We start from the raw sequence: 17,235 nt of genomic DNA, 5'->3' as shown, positions 1-17,235 counted from the left end.
GCCCGCCGGGCATAGGATTGCCCCCGAATCAGCAGAGCCTCAATCAACACACGCCGTGGTGGGGGAAGCCGGTCGAACTCCGGCGCTGACCCGCAACCGTAGGCCCAGGACTCCGAGGTGTCTTGAGCGAGCCGGAGCACCCGCCGACGGACGTACTGACCTGACGCTGTCGTGGAACGCAGCGGGTCGGCCTCGTGCCTTCCCGACGAACAGCGCGGAAGGAACCATGAAGAAGACCGTCATCGGCGGGATCGCCGCCGCCCTCGCTCTCACCTCGCTCGCCGGCTGCGGCGAGAAGACCATCGAGGAGGGGGAGAAGAGCACCTACGACGCCAAGGTGTCCACCTCGGTGGCCGACTGGCTCGTCGCCCAGGCGCCGGAGGGTGTGGCACGCAACGCTCAGTACGGCACCGACGACTTCGGGCTCAGCGCCGACATCGGGATCGCGCTGGCGGAGATCGGCGGCTACGACGAGGAGATCGCGACGATCACCGACGCCGTGATGAAGAGCAAGGCTGCCTACACCTCGCCCGGCTTCGGCACCGTCACCTCGGCCGGCGCCACCGCGAAGGCGCTCGTCCTCCAGCAGAACGTCGACGTCTCCGATCCCGGCCTGCTCACGCAGCTCGAGGGCACGGTCGCCGAGAACGGCCGCATCGCCGACAAGCTCGACCCCAAGAACAAGAAGGCGGCCGACTACTCCAACACCATCGGCCAGTCGTACGCCGTGTGGGCATTGACCAACGCCGAGAGCAAGAAGGCCGCGGCCGCGGCGGAGTTCCTGGCCGGGCAGCAGTGCGAGGAGGGCTGGTTCCGGGTCACGTTCACAGCCGACCCCGCTGCCGCCGACCAGACCTGCGACGGTGACCCGAAGGCCGTCCCGGACGCTGACGCGACCGCGTTCGCGCTGATCGCCCTGTCGTCGGTGGCCAGCCCGGAGGCGGAGAAGGCCGTCCAGTCGGGCGCGGGCTGGCTGAAGGAGACGCAGGCCGAGGACGGCTCACTGAAGGCAGCCACCGGGAACGTCGCCAACTCCAACACCACCGGCCTGGCCGGGTGGGCCTTCGGGCGTGCCGGCGAGACCGCTGCCGCCGAGAAGGCGGCGGCCTGGGTCGCGGACCACGTCGTGACCTGCGGTGACGACGCCGGGGCGGTGGCCTACGACGACGCCGCGCTGACCGAGGGCAACACCAATGGGCTGACGAAGGAGTCCGAGGGGATGTACCGCCTCGCGGCCGCACAGGCGCTGCCGTCGCTGGTCTTCCTGCCCAAGGACGCGACCGCGAAGAGCTCGTGCTGATTCTGCGTTCTACAGCGGTGGCCTTGGCGATCCTCGCCGGGGCCACCGCACCCATCTCATCCCCAGCCGCGTCCTCAGCCGCGACCCCCGCGGAGCCGTGCGCGGGCGTGACCGTCGTCGTCGAGCCCAATGCCTTGGGCGGCGGCCCAGAAGTCGCCTGCGTGCAGCCGGAGGAGGGCGACACCGGTGCCGATCTCTTCGAGAAGGCGGGACATCCGCTCACGTTCGTGACCTCGATGCCGAGCGTCGTCTGCCGCGTCGCGGGCCGGCCGGAGGAGGCGGGCTGCGCCCAGATGCCGCCCGCTGACGCCTACTGGTCGCTGTGGATCACCGACGACTCGGGAGCCTGGAGCTACGCCACCAGAAATGTTACCGAAATAGGCGTGACCTCCGGGCAGGGTGTTGCGTTCACGTGGATAGACGACAATGTCGTTACCGCTCCGGCGACGGTGCTTGGGGATGCTGTGGGGGCGCCCTCAAGCCCGTCGCCGGAGTCATCTCCGGAGGACTCGACAGGCGCGACCACCGAGCCGAGCCCGAGCGCCGACCCCGAGCCGCTGCCCATCTGGGTCGCCCCGATCGGAATCCTCGGCCTCTTCGCTCTCGCCGGTGCTGTGTGGTGGCGCCGGAGATGAGTGACCTCGACGCGGTGTGCTGCCAGAGGTGCGCCATGGTGCACCTCTGGCAGCACGGGGAGGGGGTTCGATGAGCGCGCTGCTGGTCGCGCGTCTGCCGCGTGATCTGCACCCGGTCGCCTGGTGGGTGTGGGCGATCGGCTTGGCTGCGTACGCCTCCTTCACCACCAACCCGCTGTTGCTCCTGCTCCTGGTCGGGGTGGTCTCGGTCGTTGTCGCCGCGCGGCGCGGGGACCAGCCGTGGGCGCGGTCCTTCCGGCTCTACGTCGGCCTCGCGCTGTTCATCGTCGCGACCCGGGTGCTCTTCCGGGTGCTCCTGGGCGCCGTGCCGGGTCACGTGCTCATCGATCTGCCCGAGATCCCGCTGCCGGACTGGGTGCTGGGGATCAGGCTGCTCGGCCCGCTCACCCGCGAGGCGCTGCTGGCAGGCCTCTACGACGGGATGCGGCTGGGAGCGATCGTGATCTGCGTCGGCGCGGCCAACGCGCTGGCGAACCCGAAGCGACTGCTCCGTTCGCTGCCGCCGGCTCTCTACGAGGTCGGCACCGCGGTCGTGGTCGCGGTGACCGTTCTGCCGCAGCTGGCTGAGTCGGTCCAACGGGTGCGCGCCGCGCAACGGCTGCGCTCCGGCGCGACAGGCAAGGTCAGGCGGCTGCGCCGTTTCCTCGTCCCGGTGCTCGAGGACGCCCTGGAGCGGTCGATGGCGCTGGCGGCCGGGATGGACACGCGCGGTTACGGACGCACGGCCGGGATCCCGGTCGTCACCAGGCGGATCACCTCGACGCTGATGCTGGTCTCCCTCGTCGGCCTCTGCGTCGGCGTCTACGCGGTGCTGGACGGCACCACACCCGGCTGGCTGGCCGCCACCATGCTGGTGCTCGGCGCGGGAGCCGCGGCCGGAGGGCTGAGGCTCGCCGGCCGCCGGGTGACGCGGACCGTCTACCGGCCCGACCGGTGGCGCTGGCCGGAGGTGGTGGTGGCGCTGAGCGGGGTCGCGGTCGGAGCGGCGGGCTGGTGGATCGCCCGCGACCAGGTCCCGATCGCCTATCCGGGGGTGAGCACCGTCCCGGGGGTCACGCTGACCGCGTTGGCAGGCGTGCTCATCGGACTGGTCCCGGTTGTCGCCGCACCGGTTCCGGCATCAATCGTCCAGGAGGAGGCACCCGCATGATCGAGCTGCGAAGGGTCACGTTCACCCCGCCGGACTCCTCCGAGCACGTGCTCAAGGATGTCGACCTCACCATCGAGGAGGGCGAGCTGCTGCTCGTCTCCGGCCCGACCGGGTCCGGGAAGTCGACGCTGCTCGGCGTCCTCGCCGGCCTGGTCCCGCGCTTCTCCGGCGGTGCGCTGGAGGGGGATCTCCTGCTCGACGGCACCTCGATCATCCGTACGCCGCCGCGCGAGCGCGCCGGGATCATCGGCTACGTCGGCCAGGACCCGGTGGCCGGCTTCGTCACGGACACGGTCGAGGAGGAGCTCGCCTACGGGATGGAACAGCTCGGGCTCGCGCCGGCGACCATGCGGCGCCGGGTCGAGGAGACCCTCGATCTGCTCGGGATCGCGGACCTGCGGCAGCGGTCGCTGCGTACGCTCTCGGGCGGGCAGCAGCAACGCGTCGCGATCGGGTCGGTGCTGACCACCCACCCGCGGTTCGTCGTGCTCGACGAGCCGACCTCCGCCCTCGACCCGACCGCCGCCGAGGACGTGCTCGCCACCATCACCCGGCTCGTCCACGACCTCGGCACCTCCGTCGTCGTCGCCGAGCACCGCCTCGAGCGGGTCGTGCCGTTCGCCGACCGGATCGCGCTCCTCGTCGGCGACGGTTCCGTCGCTGTCGGCGACCCCGCCGACATCCTGGAGACCTCACCCATCGTGCCGCCGCTCGTCGAGCTCGGACGCGAGCTCGGCTGGTCGCCGCTGCCGCTTACCGTGCGGGACGCGAGGCGGCGGGCGCGGGGCGTGGCGCTTGCTGACCGTGTTGGTCTCACTGAACCTGATCAGGCGGGGCCTCCGCCGAGCAGCTCCGGCGGCTCGACCAGCGCTTTCGTCGGTCGAGCCGCGAGCGCTAGCGAGCGTGTCGAGACCAACACAGTCACCCTGAGCGCCCGCTCGCTCACCGTCACCCGAGGCCGTACGCCGATCCTGCACGACGTCTCGATCGAGCTGCCCGCGGGACGGGTGACGGCGCTGATGGGACGCAACGGCTCGGGCAAGTCGACGCTGCTGTGGACGCTCCAGGGCACCCAGAAGCGGCTTGCCGGATCGGTGGACGTGGCCGGCAAGGATCCGGCGACCCTGGACCCCGACACCCGACGCACCCTTGTCGGGCTGCTTCCGCAGACCGCGGCCGACCTGCTCTACCTGGAGACGGTGGCCGAGGAGTGCGACGCGGGCGGCCCACGGACCCGGGAGATCCTGGACAGCCTGGTCCCCGGCATCCCCGACGACCAGCACCCACGCGACCTCTCCGAGGGCCAGCGCCTCGCGCTCGCACTGTCGCTGATCCTGAGCGCCGACCCGCCGGTCGTGCTCCTCGACGAGCCCACCCGTGGCCTCGACTACGCCGCCAAGCACGCGCTGGCCGAGATCCTTCGCGAGCTCACCGCTGCGGGCAAGGCGGTGCTGGTGGCGACTCACGACGTGGAGTTCGTCGCCGAGGCCGCCGATGATGTGGTGGTGCTCGCCGACGGCGAGGTGGTCTCCGCCGGCGACGTACGCAGCGTGACCGCCGAGTCGCCCGCGTTCGCGCCCCAGGTGAGCAAGGTCTTCGGCCCGGGCTGGCTGCACGTGCGCGAGATCGTCGAGGCAGTGGGCGAGGGATGATCCGGTTCTCGCCCCGCACTGCCGTGCTGCTCGCGATCATCTCCGTGGCGGGCCTGATGATGTTCGCCTGGCCGCTGCTGCTCCACGGCTACGAGCGCGTCCAGCCGCCGTTCATCTTCCTCGCGCTGCTGCCGCTGATGCTGGTGGTGCTGCTGAGCGAGCTCTCCGCGGGCGGGATCGACACCCGGATGATCGCGGTCCTGGGTGTGCTCAGCGCGATCGAGGCCGTCCTGCGCGCCGTCTCCGCCGGCACCGGCGGGGTGGAGCTGGTCTTCTTCATGCTGATCCTCGGCGGCCGCGTCTTCGGCCCTGCCTTCGGGTTCGTGCTGGGCTGCACGAGCCTGTTCGTCGCCGCGCTCGTCACCGCCGGCGTCGGGCCCTGGCTGCCCTACCAGATGCTCGGCGCCGCCTGGGTGGCGATGGGGGCCGGGCTCCTGCCGCGCGCGAGCGGCCGCACCGAGATCGGGCTGCTCGCGGCGTACGGGATCTTCGCCTCGTACGCCTATGGGCTCCTCCTCAACCTGCAGGGCTGGCCGCTGCTCACCGGAGTCACGGTGCCCGGGGGAAGCGGCAACCTGTCCTACGATCCCGGCGCCGCGCTCGGCGAGAACCTGGCGACGTTCCTGCGCTACACGCTGATCACGTCGACCAGCAGCTGGGACACGATGCGGGCGATCACCACCGCCATCGCGATCGCTCTCCTCGGGCCGGCAGTACTCGCCACCTTGCGACGGGTCGCCCGCCGGGCCACGGTCACCGGGGTGGTCTCGACGACCCCGACGAAGGGGTGAGGTCGGCCAGGTCAGGCGCGCTGGTGCTCGGCGACCCGGGCGAGGAAGGCCAGCAGCAGCTGGTGGACGCGGTCGGGCTGCTCCATCTGCACGAAGTGGGTGCCGTCGAGCTCGACGAAGGTGCCGTTCTTGACGCAGGCGGCGACCCGGGACATGTGGCGTGCGCCGGCGATGAGGTCTCGGGTGCCTGCGACCAGCACGACCGGCACCTTGATCCGGCGCGGTGAGACCGAACGGCGCTGAGAGGTGCTCAGCGCGAGGTGGAAGTACCACTCGACCGGGGTGGTCAGGAACTCCGCTAGCGCCGCCGCGGCGAGCTCTGGATCGGGGACCTTGCCGATCAGTCCGGCCTTCGAGAACACCTCGATCGCCCGAGGCCCGAGGTCGAGCCGGGTCGCCACTGGGGTGATGAGGGAGCCGGTGCGGCGCAGCACCTTCGAGGCGGTGCGGGTGAGGATCGCGGCGGCCGGGGCAGGCAGTCGCAGCGGCCCCAGCATCGACTTGAAGGTGTCGCCGGGCACGCCGGCGACACCGAAGACGCCGGAGACCCGTTCGGGATGGTCCGCGGCCAGCTCGAAGGCGGTGTTGACCCCGATCGACCAGCCCATCACGACCGGCCGGGAGAGAGCGAAGGCGTCCATCACCGACAACGCGTCCTCGGCGAAGTGTCTCGACGTGGTCTGCTCCGGGTCGGTGGGGCGCGCCGAGCCGGAGGTGCCGCGGTGCTGCCAGGAGACGACGCGTACGCCGCAGGAGGTGTGCAGCAGCGCCGGCCAGTTCCACGGGCTGGTGCCGAGCCCGTTGCACAGCAGCACCGTCGGCCCGTCGATGACTCCCTCGGGGTCGTTGGTCCAGGCGCGGATCAGCGTGCCGTCGTCGGAGAGCACGTCGCGGAACGCCACCGTGGACTCGGCGATCGCCTTCGGCATGGTCATGCCGTCGTTCGCTGACACTCGCTCATGCAGACATCTTCTCCGAAGCGAGCAGCCGGAGGAAGTGCTCGACCTCCTCGCGCTCGGCACGCCGGAGCAAAAGCTCCTCCTCGGCGGCCTTGGCGTTGTGCCGGGCGGCGAGCTGGGAAGCGACCGGCCAGGCGATCAGCAGCTGGATCGGGCGAAGGAAGGGGCCCGCCATCCGGCCGGCGGTGCGGGCAGCGAAGAGCACCGCGACCTGGGCAGCGGCGGCAGTGGACACAGGGGTGGTGGTGATGGACGACAACGGGGCAACTCCAGGACAGAGAGGACCGAGCAGAGAGAGGGAGAGTTGTCACCGAATTGTAGTGACTTGAACATTCAGAGTCAGTGACGTTCCGATGTCGCTTGTGTGAAACGCGGCACCTTGCGCTCTACGAGGTCACACCGGGGTCGACTCCGCCGGCACGTGGTGCTCGGGCTTCCCGGTCGTGGTCGCTCCCGCGGAGGCGACCACGACACAGGCGATGGCCAGCCACTGCAGGACCGAGAGCCCCTCGTGCAGGATCAGGATCGCTGCAAGCGCGCCGGCGGCCGGCTCCAGCGACATCAGGATCGCGTAGAGCCCCGACTTGATCGAACGTAGGGCAACGAGATCGAGGGAGTAGGGCACAACCGAGGACATCAGGCCCACCATCAGCCCCACCAGCCACACATGCGGAGACCCGAGCCCGTCGGCGTACGCCATCGCCGCAGGCGTCAGCGCGAGCGCCGCAACGGTGGATGCCAGGGCGAGCCCGTCGAGCCCTTCCCAGCGCGCTCCGGTCGCCTTCGACAGCACGATGTACGCAGCCCAGCAGGCCCCCGCGAGCAGGGCGAACAGCACGCCCGGGATCGAGATCCGGCCGGGCTCGACACCGAGCAGCACCACCCCTGCGGCCGCCAGCGCGACCCAGATCAGGTCCCGGGCCCGCCGGGAGGTGACCAGCGCGATCGTGAGCGGGCCGATGAACTCGATGGTGACCGCGATCCCGATCGGGAGTCGCGCGAAGGCCTGGTAGATCGCCCAGTTCATCAGCCCCAACGAGGCGCCGAACGCGAGCACGACCAGCCAGTCGCGGCGCGCGAGACCGCGGACCCGGGGCCGGGTGATCGCCAGCAGGATCAGCGCGGACAGCGACAGCCGCAGCCACACCATCGCCGTCGGGGTGACCTCGTCGAAGAGCGACTTGGCGAACGTCGCGCCGACCTGAACCGACGCGATCCCGATCAGGACCAGGACGACCGGGTGGGCCAGCCTCGTGCGGAGAGAGGATCTACCGTTCGAGAAGCGCTGAACCACCCGGTCAGTCTAGGGCCCGCAAAGGCCGCCTACTGCGCCGAGTCCGCCTGCGAGATGTTGGAGAGATTGACGGCCGCGTTGGCCTCCTCCGAGAGCCGGTCGGACCCGTGCGACCCGTCGTGCGGGATCGTCGCGTGCTCGAGGCGCTCGATGTGATCCTGCTCGTAGACCTCCGGCGGGATCGGCGTCGGTACGGTGGCGGTGATCTTCGACCCGTCGGACCGGACGCCGCCGTGCGGCTCCTCGTCGAGGTGGGTGCTGATCCGCAGCCCCTGGTCTGCGAGCGGCACGATGACCGGGGAGCCCTTGGAGACCACGAACTCCTCCCCGCGGACGCTGATCGGGATGTCGAACTCCTCGCCGGGGGTGTCCATGACGGTGAAGACGATCTGGTCGGCGGTCAGCGCGACCTGCATCCGGGTCGAGTGCCACTGGACCCGGAAGACCAGCGAGCCCCACTCCGCCGGCAGCCGAGGGTCGAAGGAGAGCTTGCCGTCGTAGTCGCGCATCCCGCCGAAGCCGAACGCGAGCCCGCCCCACACGCCGCCGGTGGAGGCGATGTGCATCCCGTCGACGGTGTTGCCGTGCATGTTGTGCAGGTCGACGTACAACGCGTCGTAGAAGTAGCGCAGCGCGTCGTCCTGGTAGCCCACCTCCGCCGCCATGATCGACTGCACGACCGCCGACAGCGTCGAGTCACCGGTGGTGATCGGGTCGTAGTACTCGAAGTCGGCCCGCTTCTCCGCAGGCGTGAACCGGTTGCCCTGCTGGAAGAGGGCGAGCACCACGTCGGTCTGCTTGAGCACCTGGAACCGGTAGATGACCAGCGGGTGGTAGTGCAGCAGCAGGGGGCGTACATCGTCGGGGGTGTTGGGCAGGTCCCACACCTCGCGGTCGAGGAAGTTGTCGTCCTGGGGGTGGATCCCCAGCCCCTCGTCGTAGGGGATGTGCATCGCGGCAGCGCAGCGACCCCACTCCTCGACCTCGTCCGGGGAGATGTCGAGCCGGCCCATGACCTGCGCGTGCTCACGCGGATGCTCCTTGCGGAGCATCTCCATGGTCTCGACGGCCTTCTCCAGGTTGTAGCGGGCCATCACGTTGGTGAACAGGTTGTTGTTGACCACCGTGGTGTACTCGTCCGGCCCGGTCACGCCGTGGATGTGGAAGGACGGCTCGCCGTTGTGGCGCCAGAAGCCGAGGTCTGCCCACATCCGAGAGGTCTCGACCAGGATGTCGACGCCCTCGCGGATGAGGTAGCCGGTGTCGCCGGTCGCGTAGACGTACTTCATCAGCGCGAAGGCGATGTCGGCGTCGATGTGCACCTGCGCGGTGCCGGCGGCGTAGTAGGCCGAGGCCTCCTGCCCGTTGATGGTGCGCCACGCGAACAGCGCGCCCTTCGCCGCCATCTCCAGCGCCCGCTGCCGGGCCGCCGGAAGCATGACCGAGCGGGCGTGCATCACGTTGCGGGCGACCTCGGGCTGGGTGTAGCAGAGGAACGGGATGACGTAGCACTCCGTGTCCCAGAAGTAGTGCCCTTCGTAGCCGGAGCCGGTGACCCCCTTGGCGGGCACGCCGAGCCCGTCGGTGCGGGCGGTCGCCTGGGCGAGCGAGAAGAGGTTGAACCGGATCGCCTGCTGGGCCGCTGCGATGTCCTCGGCGTCATCCTCGTCGGCGGCGGTGATCTCGACGTCGGCGGCCGACCAGAACTCGTCGTACCAGTTCCGCTGGTCGCGCTCCAGGTGGCTCGCACCCTGGCGGGTGGCCCGGTCGAGCGTACGTTCGCAGCGATCGGCGAGCTCGCGCACCGGCACCCCGCGGGAGGTGTGGTACGCCACCGTCTTCTGCACCCGCAGCGTGCTGCCCTCGGTCGCGTCGACCCGGAAGACGGTCTTGGCCAGATCGTCCTCGGCGCGAACGACGGTCTCGACCGGGTCCGGGGTGTCGAGCTGGTGGGCTGCGCTGACCGCGATCGTCATCCCGGAGTTGGCGCACCGGTAGCCGAGGGTCATCCGCTCCTCGTCGGCTTCCGACATCTGGGGGATCAGCACACGGGTGTCGAAGGAGGTCGACTTGCGCGGGTCCATGCCCTCGCCGAGCGCGGCTGACGGGACGTGATACTCGTCCTTCCCGTCCTGGCGGTTGAGCAGCTGGGAGGAGACCACGATCGGCGCCGAGCCGCTCAGCATGGTGATCTCCAGGGTCTGGATCGTGAGGTGACGCTGGGTCATCGACACCATCCGGGTCGAGTTGATCGCGACCCGCTTGCCCGAGGGCGTACGCCACACCAGGTGTCGCCGCAGCACGCCTGCGCGGAAGTCGAGCACCCGCTCGTACTCCTCCAGGTCGGAGGTGCCGAAGGTCAGCGGCTCGTCGTCGACATAGATCTTCATGATCTTGGCGTCGGGGGCGTTGACGATGGTCTGGCCGGTCTTGGCGAAGCCGTAGGCGTTCTCGGCGTGGAGGATCGGCCAGGTCTCGTGGAAGCCGTTGATGAAGGTGCCGTGTGCGTAGGTCGGGCGCCCCTCCTCCGGGGTGCCGCGCATGCCGAGATAGCCGTTGGCGACGCTGAAGATCGTCTCGGTCAGGCCGAGATCTTCGGGGGAGTAGCTGGTCTCCACCAGTCGCCACGGGTCGATGGGATAACGGGCCCGGTCCATCGGGTTCGGGCCGGCGTTGGTCTTCACTGCTGTGCTCCTCGAGCAGGATCAGGACTGTGTCCACTGGGTACAAGTTCAGCAAGGTCGGATACGACGAGATCGGCGCCGGCGGCCGTGAGGGTGTCGTGGCCTGCGCCGCGATCCACCCCGACGACGAGCGCGAAATCGCCTGCCCTGCCGGCGCGTACCCCGGAGACGGCGTCCTCCAGGACGACGGCCTCACCCGGGGTGGCTCCCAGGACCTTACCGGCGTAGACAAAGGTGTCCGGTGCAGGCTTGCCGGGCAGCCCCTGCTCATCTGCGACGGCTCCCGACACGACCGTCTCGAACCGGTCCAGGAGGCCGGCCGCCTTCAGCACGGTCGGCGCGTTGACCGACGAGGAGACGACGCCGAGCCGGACGTCGAGCGTGGCGAGGTGGTCCAGGAGCCGTACCGACCCGGGGTAGGCCTCCACGCCGTCGCGCTCGAGGACCAGGTTGAAGGCGTTGTTCTTCCGGTTGCCGAGACCACAGACGGTCTCCAGCTCCGGCGGGTCCGCCGGGGTGCCCTCGGGAAGCCGGATGTCACGGGAGGCGAGGAAGTCACGCACCCCGTCGTAGCGCGGTTTGCCGTCGACGTAGGCGAAGTAGTCCTGGTCGGTGTAGGCGGGCGCGCCGGGGGTCTTCTCCTGCAGGTAGGCGTTGAACATCTCCTCCCATGCACGCATGTGCACGACCGCGGTCGGCGTGATCACGCCGTCGAGGTCGAAGAGGATCGCGGTGAACGTCTCCCAGGCAACAGGTCTGGTCATGACTTCAGGCTAGGGGCTGGGTGGCCCCAGGCCGAAGAGCCGGGCCGCGGCCGGCGTCGACGAGACAAGATGTTTTCCTTCCGCGTTCTTCGCTGAAATCGCCTGGTCACAGACGGCGAGCGGGTGGATGCTGGAAGCATGGGTACGCAGCTGCTGGTCGGGACCCGCAAGGGTCTGTGGATAGGGCGCTCTGACGACGCTCGGCAGGACTGGGACTTCACCGGTCCGCACCATGACATGGAGGAGATCTACTCCGCCATGATCGAGCCCGGGACCGGGCGAGTCCTTGCCGGATGCTCCTCGCTGTGGCTGGGTGCGCTGGTGCGTGCCTCGGCCGACGGCGGTGAGACCTGGACCGAGACCTCGATGTCGTTCCCCGAGGACGTCGACACGAGCCTGGCTCGGGTCTGGCAGCTCCAGCCCGGCCTCCCGGAGGGCACGATCTGGGCCGGGGTCGAGCCGGGCGCGATCTTCCGGTCGCAGGATGGCGGCGCGTCCTTCGAACTCGTCCGCGGGCTGTGGGACCACCCCCACCGCACCGAGTGGAGCGAGGGGTTCGGCGGGCAGGCTTTCCACACGATCCTGCCGCACCCCACCGATCCGGACTCGGTGACCGCGGCGATCTCGACCGGCGGCGTCTACCAGACCCGTGACGGCGGGAAGTCCTGGGAGGCGCGCAACAACGGCATCATCGCGGTCTTCCTGCCCGAGGGGCAGCAGTACCCCGAGTTCGGCCAGTGCGTCCACAAGATCGCTCGCCACCCCTCTCGCCCCGAGCGGCTCTATTTGCAGAACCACGGCGGTGTCTACCGCTCCGACGACGAGGGTGTCTCCTGGAAGTCCATCGCTGACGGCCTGCCGACCGACTTCGGCTTCGCGATGGTCGTCCATCCCAAGGAGCCCGATACGATCTTCACCTTCCCGATCGGCGCCGGCGAGTCCCGCTACCCACCGGAGGCCAAGCCGATCGTTTGGCGCTCGCGGGACGCCGGCGACCACTGGGAGGCGCTCGACTCGGGCCTGCCCGACCACTTCTACGTCGGCGTCATGCGCGACGCGATGTGCGCCGACGACCACGAGTCGGCCGGGGTCTACTTCGGCGCCCGCAACGGCTCCGTCTGGGCATCCGCCGACGCAGGCGAGACCTGGCGCGAGATCCTCCGCGACATCCCCGACGTGATGGTGGTCCGGGCCGCGAAGGTGTGAACCTCAGGGGCGATTCCCGAGTACGGCGTTGACCCGCTGCCGGGACACGAACCAGGTGGCGGCGTTCGGGTCGATGGTCTCGAGAACCTCGCGAACGCGCCGTACGTGAGCTGTCAGTGCGGTGTTCGTGGCAAGGACCGGCTCGAGATGGGCGAGGCGATTGCGGAGCGCGTAGATGGCGTGGACGTCCTCGACCAACGTCTGCACCTGGCCGTCGTGGTGTGGGAAGGCGTTGCTGATCGCGTGGATCCAGAGGTGCTGCCTGCCGGGATCGCGGTCGGGCAGGAGGAACCGCCACGTTCCGAACGACAGCTGGGCGAGGATGTCGTCGTGAGTGACCTTCCTGCCTGGTTTCGCGGAGAGCTCACGGGTCGCACGGTTGGCCGCCTTCCGGATGTCACGACCGACGAGCCGGTTGAGGAGCCGTGCCGGATCGAGCAGCCAGTCGCTGTCGTGGGTGCGCCCCGTGGCGCGATCCCGCTGGTTGCTGTTCCAGGAGCGAAGCTGTTCGTCCACGGCGTTGCGGATCATCACCTCGACCACGTGAACGGCTTCGTAGAGCGCACCCGAGAGCTCGATGTTCCAGCGATAGAGCTGGAGGGCTTCCTTCAGGTTGCCGTTGGTCAGGGTGAGATAAGGCGTCAACCGCGGTGTGCTCAGCAACGAGGCGATGCGGGCCTGCGTATCGCTCGGTTGAGGAGTCGCTGTCATGGGCCTAGACTGTAGGTGAAGGCGGAGGCAGGTCTCTCCGTTACAGATCGTGTTGTGGGCTCATGGCTTCCGCCATGGGCCCTCAGCCATTTGAAGGCTCCGCCCGGCATTTCAGGGCCCCGCTGGCTGGCTCCGGTCTGAAGCGATCGATCGCCGTCCACCGCATGGCGCGTGTTCGGAGAGCCATACCAACGGGTCTAGCCTTGCGATATGCCCACTCTTCGCTCCGCAACCTCGACCTCGGGCCGCAACATGGCGGGTGCCCGCGCGCTGTGGCGCGCGACCGGCATGACCGATGACGACTTCGGCAAGCCGATCATCGCGATCGCCAACTCGTTCACCGAGTTCGTACCCGGCCATGTCCACCTCCGTGACCTCGGCAAGATCGTCGCCGAGACGATCCAGGAGGCTGGGGGAGTAGCGAAGGAGTTCAACACGATCGCCGTCGACGACGGCATCGCGATGGGCCACGCCGGGATGCTCTACTCGCTGCCGAGCCGCGAGCTGATCGCGGACGCGGTGGAGTACATGGTCGAGGCGCACCGCGCCGACGCGATCGTGTGCATCTCCAACTGCGACAAGATCACCCCGGGCATGCTGCTGGCCAGCCTGCGCCTCAACATCCCGGTCGTCTTCGTCTCCGGCGGCCCGATGGAGGCCGGCAAGACGGTCGCCGTCGAGGGCCTCGTCCACGACAAGCTCGACCTGGTCGACGCGATGGTGCTCTCCGTCAACGAGGACGTCAGCGACGAGCTCCTCGACACGGTCGAGCGCGCCGCCTGTCCGACCTGCGGCTCGTGCTCGGGCATGTTCACCGCCAACTCGATGAACTGCCTCACCGAGGCCATCGGCCTGAGCCTGCCCGGCAACGGCTCGACCCTGGCCACCCACGCCAAGCGCCGTGCGCTGTTCGAGGAGGCGGGGCGTACGGTCGTCGAGCTCTGCCGCCGCTACTACCAGGAGGACGACGAGTCCGTCCTGCCGCGGAGCATCGCCAGCCGCAGCGCCTTCGAGAACGCCGTCGCCCTCGACGTCGCCATGGGCGGCTCGACCAACACCGTGCTGCACCTGCTCGCGGCCGCCCGCGAGGCCGAGCTCGACTTCAACGTGCACGACATCGACCAGATCTCGCGCCGGGTCCCGTGCCTGAGCAAGGTCGCCCCCAACAGCCCGAAGTACCACATGGAAGACGTCCACCGCGCCGGCGGCATCCCCGCCCTGCTCGGCGAGCTGCGCCGCGGCGGCGCGCTCAACGAGGACGTCCACACCATCCACTCCGACACCATCGACGAGTGGCTCGGCGCCTGGGACATCCGCGCCGAGAACCCCAGCCAGGAGGCGCTCGACCTCTTCCTCGCCGCGCCCGGCGGGGTGCGTACGACCGAGGCGTTCTCCACCGAGAACCTCTGGGCGAGCCTCGACACCGACGCCGCCGAGGGCTGCATCCGCGACTTCGAGCACGCCTACTCCGCCGACGGCGGTCTGGCGATCCTGTCAGGCAACATCGCTCCCGACGGCTGTGTCGTGAAGACCGCCGGCGTCCCCGACGACTGCCTCACCTTCACCGGGACGGCCATCGTCTTCGAGTCCCAGGACGCTGCGGTCGAGGGCATCCTCGGCAAGTTGGTGGAGGCCGGCCACGTGGTGGTGATCCGCTACGAGGGGCCCAAGGGTGGGCCGGGCATGCAGGAGATGCTCTACCCGACCTCCTTCCTCAAGGGCCGCGGTCTGGGCCAGAAGTGCGCGCTGATCACCGACGGCCGCTTCTCCGGCGGCACCAGCGGTCTCTCGATCGGCCACGTCTCCCCGGAGGCGGCCGGCGGCGGCCTGATCGCGCTCATCGAGGACGGCGACCAGATCTCCATCGACATCCCGAACCGCTCGATCTCCCTCGATGTCGACGACATCGTCCTCGGCCAGCGGCGCGCGGCTCAGGAGAAGCGCGAGAAGCCCTACACCCCGGCCAACCGCGACCGTAAGGTCTCCGCGGCCCTGCGGGCCTACGCCTCGATGGCCACCTCGGCCTCCGACGGCGCCTACCGCCTCGTCCCGGAGTAGTCCGCTCAGGGTTGTGAAGCTGAGAGTGACCTATAGGCCGCTCTCAGCTTCACAACCTTCGGCTGACACCATCTGCCGCATGGGAAAGGTTCATGCGCGCGTCGAGGGTCGCCTGCGGGAGTTCGTCGATCGTCAGGTCGTCTTCTTCGTAGCCACCGCGCCGCTCGCCGATGATGGCCACGTCAATGTGTCGCCGCGGGGCATGCCGGGCACCTTCGGGATGCTGGACGAGCTCACCTTCGCGTGGCTCGACGGCACCGGGAGCGGCAGCGAGACCATCGCCCACCTGCGCGAGAACGGCCGGATCACAGTGATGTTCTGCGCCTTCGACGGGGCGCCGGACATCGTCCGCTTCCACGGCAGTGGCCGGGTCGTCACCCGCTACGACGAGGAGTACGCCGCCCTGGCCGGCCGCTTCACCGACCTCCCCGGCGCCCGCGCGGTCGTCGTCGTGGACATCGAGCGGGTCTCCGACTCCTGTGGCTTCGCCGTCCCGCTGATGTCGTACGTCGGTGAGCGCGAGCTGCTCCCGGCCTACTTCGAGCGCAAGGGGGTCGACGGCTCCGCCGAGTACCGGCGCCGGAAGAACCCGGTCAGTCTCGACGGTCTCCCCGCCTTCGACTTCGACCCGGCGCCGGAGTAGTCGCCGCTCGTCGTGTCGAAGTCGATGCTCCCCGTTCGTGGGATGGGTGAGGGGCCGACACGGCGGCCCACCTGAGGCGGGAGTGGTTGCGATGTCGGATCAGAGGTCGGATCAGGGGTCGGATCGTTGGAAGCGGGACGTGCTGGTCTTCCTCGGCGGCCAGACAGTGTCGTCGTTGGGGTCGATGATCGTCGCGTACGCGGTGATGTGGCACCTCACGGTCGAGACCGGGTCGGCCGCGGTGCTGACCCTGAGCGTCGCGGCCGGGATGCTGCCGCAGGCGGTGGTGTCGGTCTTCGGCGGAGTGTGGGCCGACAGGCACTCACGCAAGCTACTGATCATCGGGGCCGACTCGACGATCGCGGCAGCCACCTTGGTGCTTGCGCTGCTGATGCTGACCGGGGCCGGTGACCTGTGGATGATCTTCGTCGCCATGGCGGTCCGCTCCGCGCTGGCCGGGATCCAGGGCCCCGCGGTCAACGCCATGCTCCCGCAGATCGTCCCGGCCGAGCACCTGATGCGCGTCAACGGCGTCCAGCAGACGATCCAGTCCGGGATGATGCTGTTCGCGCCGGCGGTGGCCGCCGGGATCTACGCGAGCACCGACATCGTCGCGGTCTTCTTCATCGACGTGGTGACGGCCGTGGCCGGCGTACTCCTGCTTCTTCTGGTTCCGGTGGCCCGGGTGGCTCGGGCGGCGGGCTCGTCAGAGCCGGTGAGCTACTTCGGCGACCTGGCCGCGGGCGTTCGCTACGTCAGGGGGAACGCGTCGGTGCGCTGGGTGATGGTGCTCGTGGCGGTCGTCATGTTCATGGCCGGCGCCCCGGCGCACCTCACGCCGTTGATGATCACGCGCAGCTTCGGCGAGGAGGTCTGGATGCTGGGCGTCAATGAGCTGTTCTGGAGCGTCGGGATGCTCGTCGGTGGTGCGATGATGGCTGCGTTCGGACCGAAGGTGAAGCGCCGGATGCGGCTGATGGTCGCCGCCTCGATCGGCGTCGGTGTGCTCGTCGTCGGGCTGGGAGTATCGACCGACTTCTGGATGTTCTCGGTCGCCGGGCTGGTGATCTGCATCCTGTTCCAGACCCTGCTGGTGCCTGCGATGACGGTCCTGCAGGAGCAGGTCGACGACTCGATGCGCGGCCGGGTGTTCGGCTTCTACGGAATCGTCATGTCCGTCGCGATGCCGGTCTCGATGATCGTGTTCGGGCCGCTCGCGGACCGGTTCGCCGTGGAGTCGGTGATGGTCCTCGCCGGTGTGCTGCTCCTGGTCTGCGTGCTCGGAATGCTCGCCGTCGGTGCGGCTCGACGTTCGCTCGCGACGGTGGATGCGGCGGCCTGCTGAGCAGCGGTCACGGAGGTCGGCG

At 69.4% G+C, this 17,235-nt stretch carries 15 protein-coding genes and 1 riboswitch; of the genes, 9 read left to right on the top strand and 6 right to left on the bottom strand.

Annotation, left to right across the window (positions count from 1 at the left end):
- The first annotated feature begins 39 nt into the window (after positions 1-39).
- Positions 40-162: riboswitch (cobalamin riboswitch) on the top strand.
- A gap of 64 nt (positions 163-226) precedes the next feature.
- The 5 genes from H5T77_RS06005 to H5T77_RS05985 all read left to right on the top strand — a co-directional run bounded on the left by H5T77_RS06005 (position 227) and on the right by H5T77_RS05985 (position 5,549).
- Positions 227-1,300: a prenyltransferase/squalene oxidase repeat-containing protein gene (locus H5T77_RS06005; protein WP_292646356.1), complete on the top strand. Its 1,074-nt coding sequence runs from the start codon at positions 227-229 to the stop codon at positions 1,298-1,300.
- A gap of 107 nt (positions 1,301-1,407) precedes the next feature.
- Positions 1,408-1,935 carry a hypothetical protein gene (locus tag H5T77_RS06000; RefSeq protein WP_292646354.1) on the top strand — a complete coding sequence of 176 codons (528 nt, stop codon included), beginning with the start codon at positions 1,408-1,410 and terminating at the stop codon, positions 1,933-1,935.
- A gap of 70 nt (positions 1,936-2,005) precedes the next feature.
- On the top strand, positions 2,006-3,106 hold the full coding sequence (locus H5T77_RS05995; RefSeq protein ID WP_292646351.1) for a CbiQ family ECF transporter T component: 1,101 nt from the start codon (positions 2,006-2,008) through the stop codon (positions 3,104-3,106).
- Complete coding sequence (locus H5T77_RS05990) at positions 3,103-4,758, top strand: ABC transporter ATP-binding protein (protein WP_292646348.1); 1,656 nt, start codon at positions 3,103-3,105, stop codon at positions 4,756-4,758. The genes H5T77_RS05995 and H5T77_RS05990 overlap by 4 nt, the downstream gene beginning before the upstream one ends.
- Entirely contained in the window at positions 4,755-5,549 is a 795-nt protein-coding gene (locus tag H5T77_RS05985; RefSeq protein WP_292646346.1) for an ECF transporter S component, read from the top strand. Before H5T77_RS05990 ends, H5T77_RS05985 begins: the two co-directional genes overlap by 4 nt.
- An 11-nt stretch (positions 5,550-5,560) precedes the next feature.
- On the opposite strand, the gene H5T77_RS05980 is transcribed toward H5T77_RS05985, so the two are convergent.
- The 5 genes from H5T77_RS05980 to H5T77_RS05960 all read right to left on the bottom strand — a co-directional run bounded on the left by H5T77_RS05980 (position 5,561) and on the right by H5T77_RS05960 (position 11,250).
- On the bottom strand, positions 5,561-6,484 hold the full coding sequence (locus H5T77_RS05980; protein ID WP_292646343.1) for an alpha/beta fold hydrolase: 924 nt from the start codon (positions 6,482-6,484) through the stop codon (positions 5,561-5,563).
- A 22-nt stretch (positions 6,485-6,506) separates the two neighbouring features.
- Positions 6,507-6,743 (bottom strand): hypothetical protein, encoded by a 237-nt coding sequence (locus H5T77_RS05975; RefSeq protein WP_292646340.1) that lies wholly within the window; start codon positions 6,741-6,743, stop codon positions 6,507-6,509.
- A 159-nt stretch (positions 6,744-6,902) separates the two neighbouring features.
- Positions 6,903-7,802 (bottom strand): EamA family transporter, encoded by a 900-nt coding sequence (locus H5T77_RS05970; RefSeq protein WP_292646336.1) that lies wholly within the window; start codon positions 7,800-7,802, stop codon positions 6,903-6,905.
- Positions 7,803-7,831: 29 nt separating this feature from the next.
- Complete coding sequence (locus tag H5T77_RS05965; protein ID WP_292646437.1) at positions 7,832-10,459, bottom strand: glycoside hydrolase family 65 protein; 2,628 nt, start codon at positions 10,457-10,459, stop codon at positions 7,832-7,834.
- Positions 10,460-10,482: 23 nt separating this feature from the next.
- Positions 10,483-11,250 carry an HAD family hydrolase gene (locus tag H5T77_RS05960; protein WP_292646334.1) on the bottom strand — a complete coding sequence of 256 codons (768 nt, stop codon included), beginning with the start codon at positions 11,248-11,250 and terminating at the stop codon, positions 10,483-10,485.
- A gap of 138 nt (positions 11,251-11,388) precedes the next feature.
- Here H5T77_RS05960 and H5T77_RS05955 point away from each other — a divergent pair, with 138 nt between their 5' ends.
- The gene (locus H5T77_RS05955; protein ID WP_292646331.1) at positions 11,389-12,456 is read left to right on the top strand and encodes a WD40/YVTN/BNR-like repeat-containing protein; all 1,068 of its coding nucleotides are present in this window, start codon (positions 11,389-11,391) and stop codon (positions 12,454-12,456) included.
- A gap of 3 nt (positions 12,457-12,459) precedes the next feature.
- On the opposite strand, the gene H5T77_RS05950 is transcribed toward H5T77_RS05955, so the two are convergent.
- The gene (locus H5T77_RS05950; RefSeq protein ID WP_292646328.1) at positions 12,460-13,167 is read right to left on the bottom strand and encodes a hypothetical protein; all 708 of its coding nucleotides are present in this window, start codon (positions 13,165-13,167) and stop codon (positions 12,460-12,462) included.
- A 210-nt stretch (positions 13,168-13,377) separates the two neighbouring features.
- Here H5T77_RS05950 and ilvD point away from each other — a divergent pair, with 210 nt between their 5' ends.
- From ilvD to H5T77_RS05935, 3 genes are all read left to right on the top strand, one after another.
- Positions 13,378-15,225 (top strand): dihydroxy-acid dehydratase, encoded by a 1,848-nt coding sequence (gene ilvD, locus H5T77_RS05945; protein ID WP_292646326.1) that lies wholly within the window; start codon positions 13,378-13,380, stop codon positions 15,223-15,225.
- 79 nt (positions 15,226-15,304) lie between these two features.
- Positions 15,305-15,868 carry a pyridoxamine 5'-phosphate oxidase family protein gene (locus H5T77_RS05940; protein WP_292646323.1) on the top strand — a complete coding sequence of 188 codons (564 nt, stop codon included), beginning with the start codon at positions 15,305-15,307 and terminating at the stop codon, positions 15,866-15,868.
- 91 nt (positions 15,869-15,959) lie between these two features.
- A complete protein-coding gene (locus H5T77_RS05935; RefSeq protein ID WP_292646320.1) occupies positions 15,960-17,213 on the top strand; it encodes an MFS transporter in 1,254 nt (417 codons plus the stop codon).
- Positions 17,214-17,235: the final 22 nt, after the last annotated feature.

The sequence above is a fragment of the Nocardioides sp. genome (genome assembly GCF_014360585.1).
Classification (GTDB): domain Bacteria; phylum Actinomycetota; class Actinomycetes; order Propionibacteriales; family Nocardioidaceae; genus Nocardioides.
The sequence above is the reverse complement of the archived record's forward strand: the minus strand, read 5'-3'. Positions and strand labels throughout refer to the sequence as shown.

Bases quoted from the DNA above. Each gene is read 5' to 3' on its own strand.
- H5T77_RS06005 (WP_292646356.1), top strand. From the start codon at position 227: ATGAAGAAGACCGTCATCGGCGGGATCGCCGCCGCCCTCGCTCTCACC.
- H5T77_RS05995 (WP_292646351.1), top strand. From the start codon at position 2,006: ATGAGCGCGCTGCTGGTCGCGCGTCTGCCGCGTGATCTGCACCCGGTC.
- H5T77_RS05990 (WP_292646348.1), top strand. From the start codon at position 3,103: ATGATCGAGCTGCGAAGGGTCACGTTCACCCCGCCGGACTCCTCCGAG.
- H5T77_RS05985 (WP_292646346.1), top strand. From the start codon at position 4,755: ATGATCCGGTTCTCGCCCCGCACTGCCGTGCTGCTCGCGATCATCTCC.
- H5T77_RS05980 (WP_292646343.1), bottom strand. From the start codon at position 6,484: ATGACCATGCCGAAGGCGATCGCCGAGTCCACGGTGGCGTTCCGCGAC.
- H5T77_RS05965 (WP_292646437.1), bottom strand. From the start codon at position 10,459: ATGGACCGGGCCCGTTATCCCATCGACCCGTGGCGACTGGTGGAGACC.
- H5T77_RS05960 (WP_292646334.1), bottom strand. From the start codon at position 11,250: ATGACCAGACCTGTTGCCTGGGAGACGTTCACCGCGATCCTCTTCGAC.
- H5T77_RS05955 (WP_292646331.1), top strand. From the start codon at position 11,389: ATGGGTACGCAGCTGCTGGTCGGGACCCGCAAGGGTCTGTGGATAGGG.
- H5T77_RS05950 (WP_292646328.1), bottom strand. From the start codon at position 13,167: ATGACAGCGACTCCTCAACCGAGCGATACGCAGGCCCGCATCGCCTCG.
- ilvD (WP_292646326.1), top strand. From the start codon at position 13,378: ATGCCCACTCTTCGCTCCGCAACCTCGACCTCGGGCCGCAACATGGCG.
- H5T77_RS05940 (WP_292646323.1), top strand. From the start codon at position 15,305: ATGGGAAAGGTTCATGCGCGCGTCGAGGGTCGCCTGCGGGAGTTCGTC.
- H5T77_RS05935 (WP_292646320.1), top strand. From the start codon at position 15,960: ATGTCGGATCAGAGGTCGGATCAGGGGTCGGATCGTTGGAAGCGGGAC.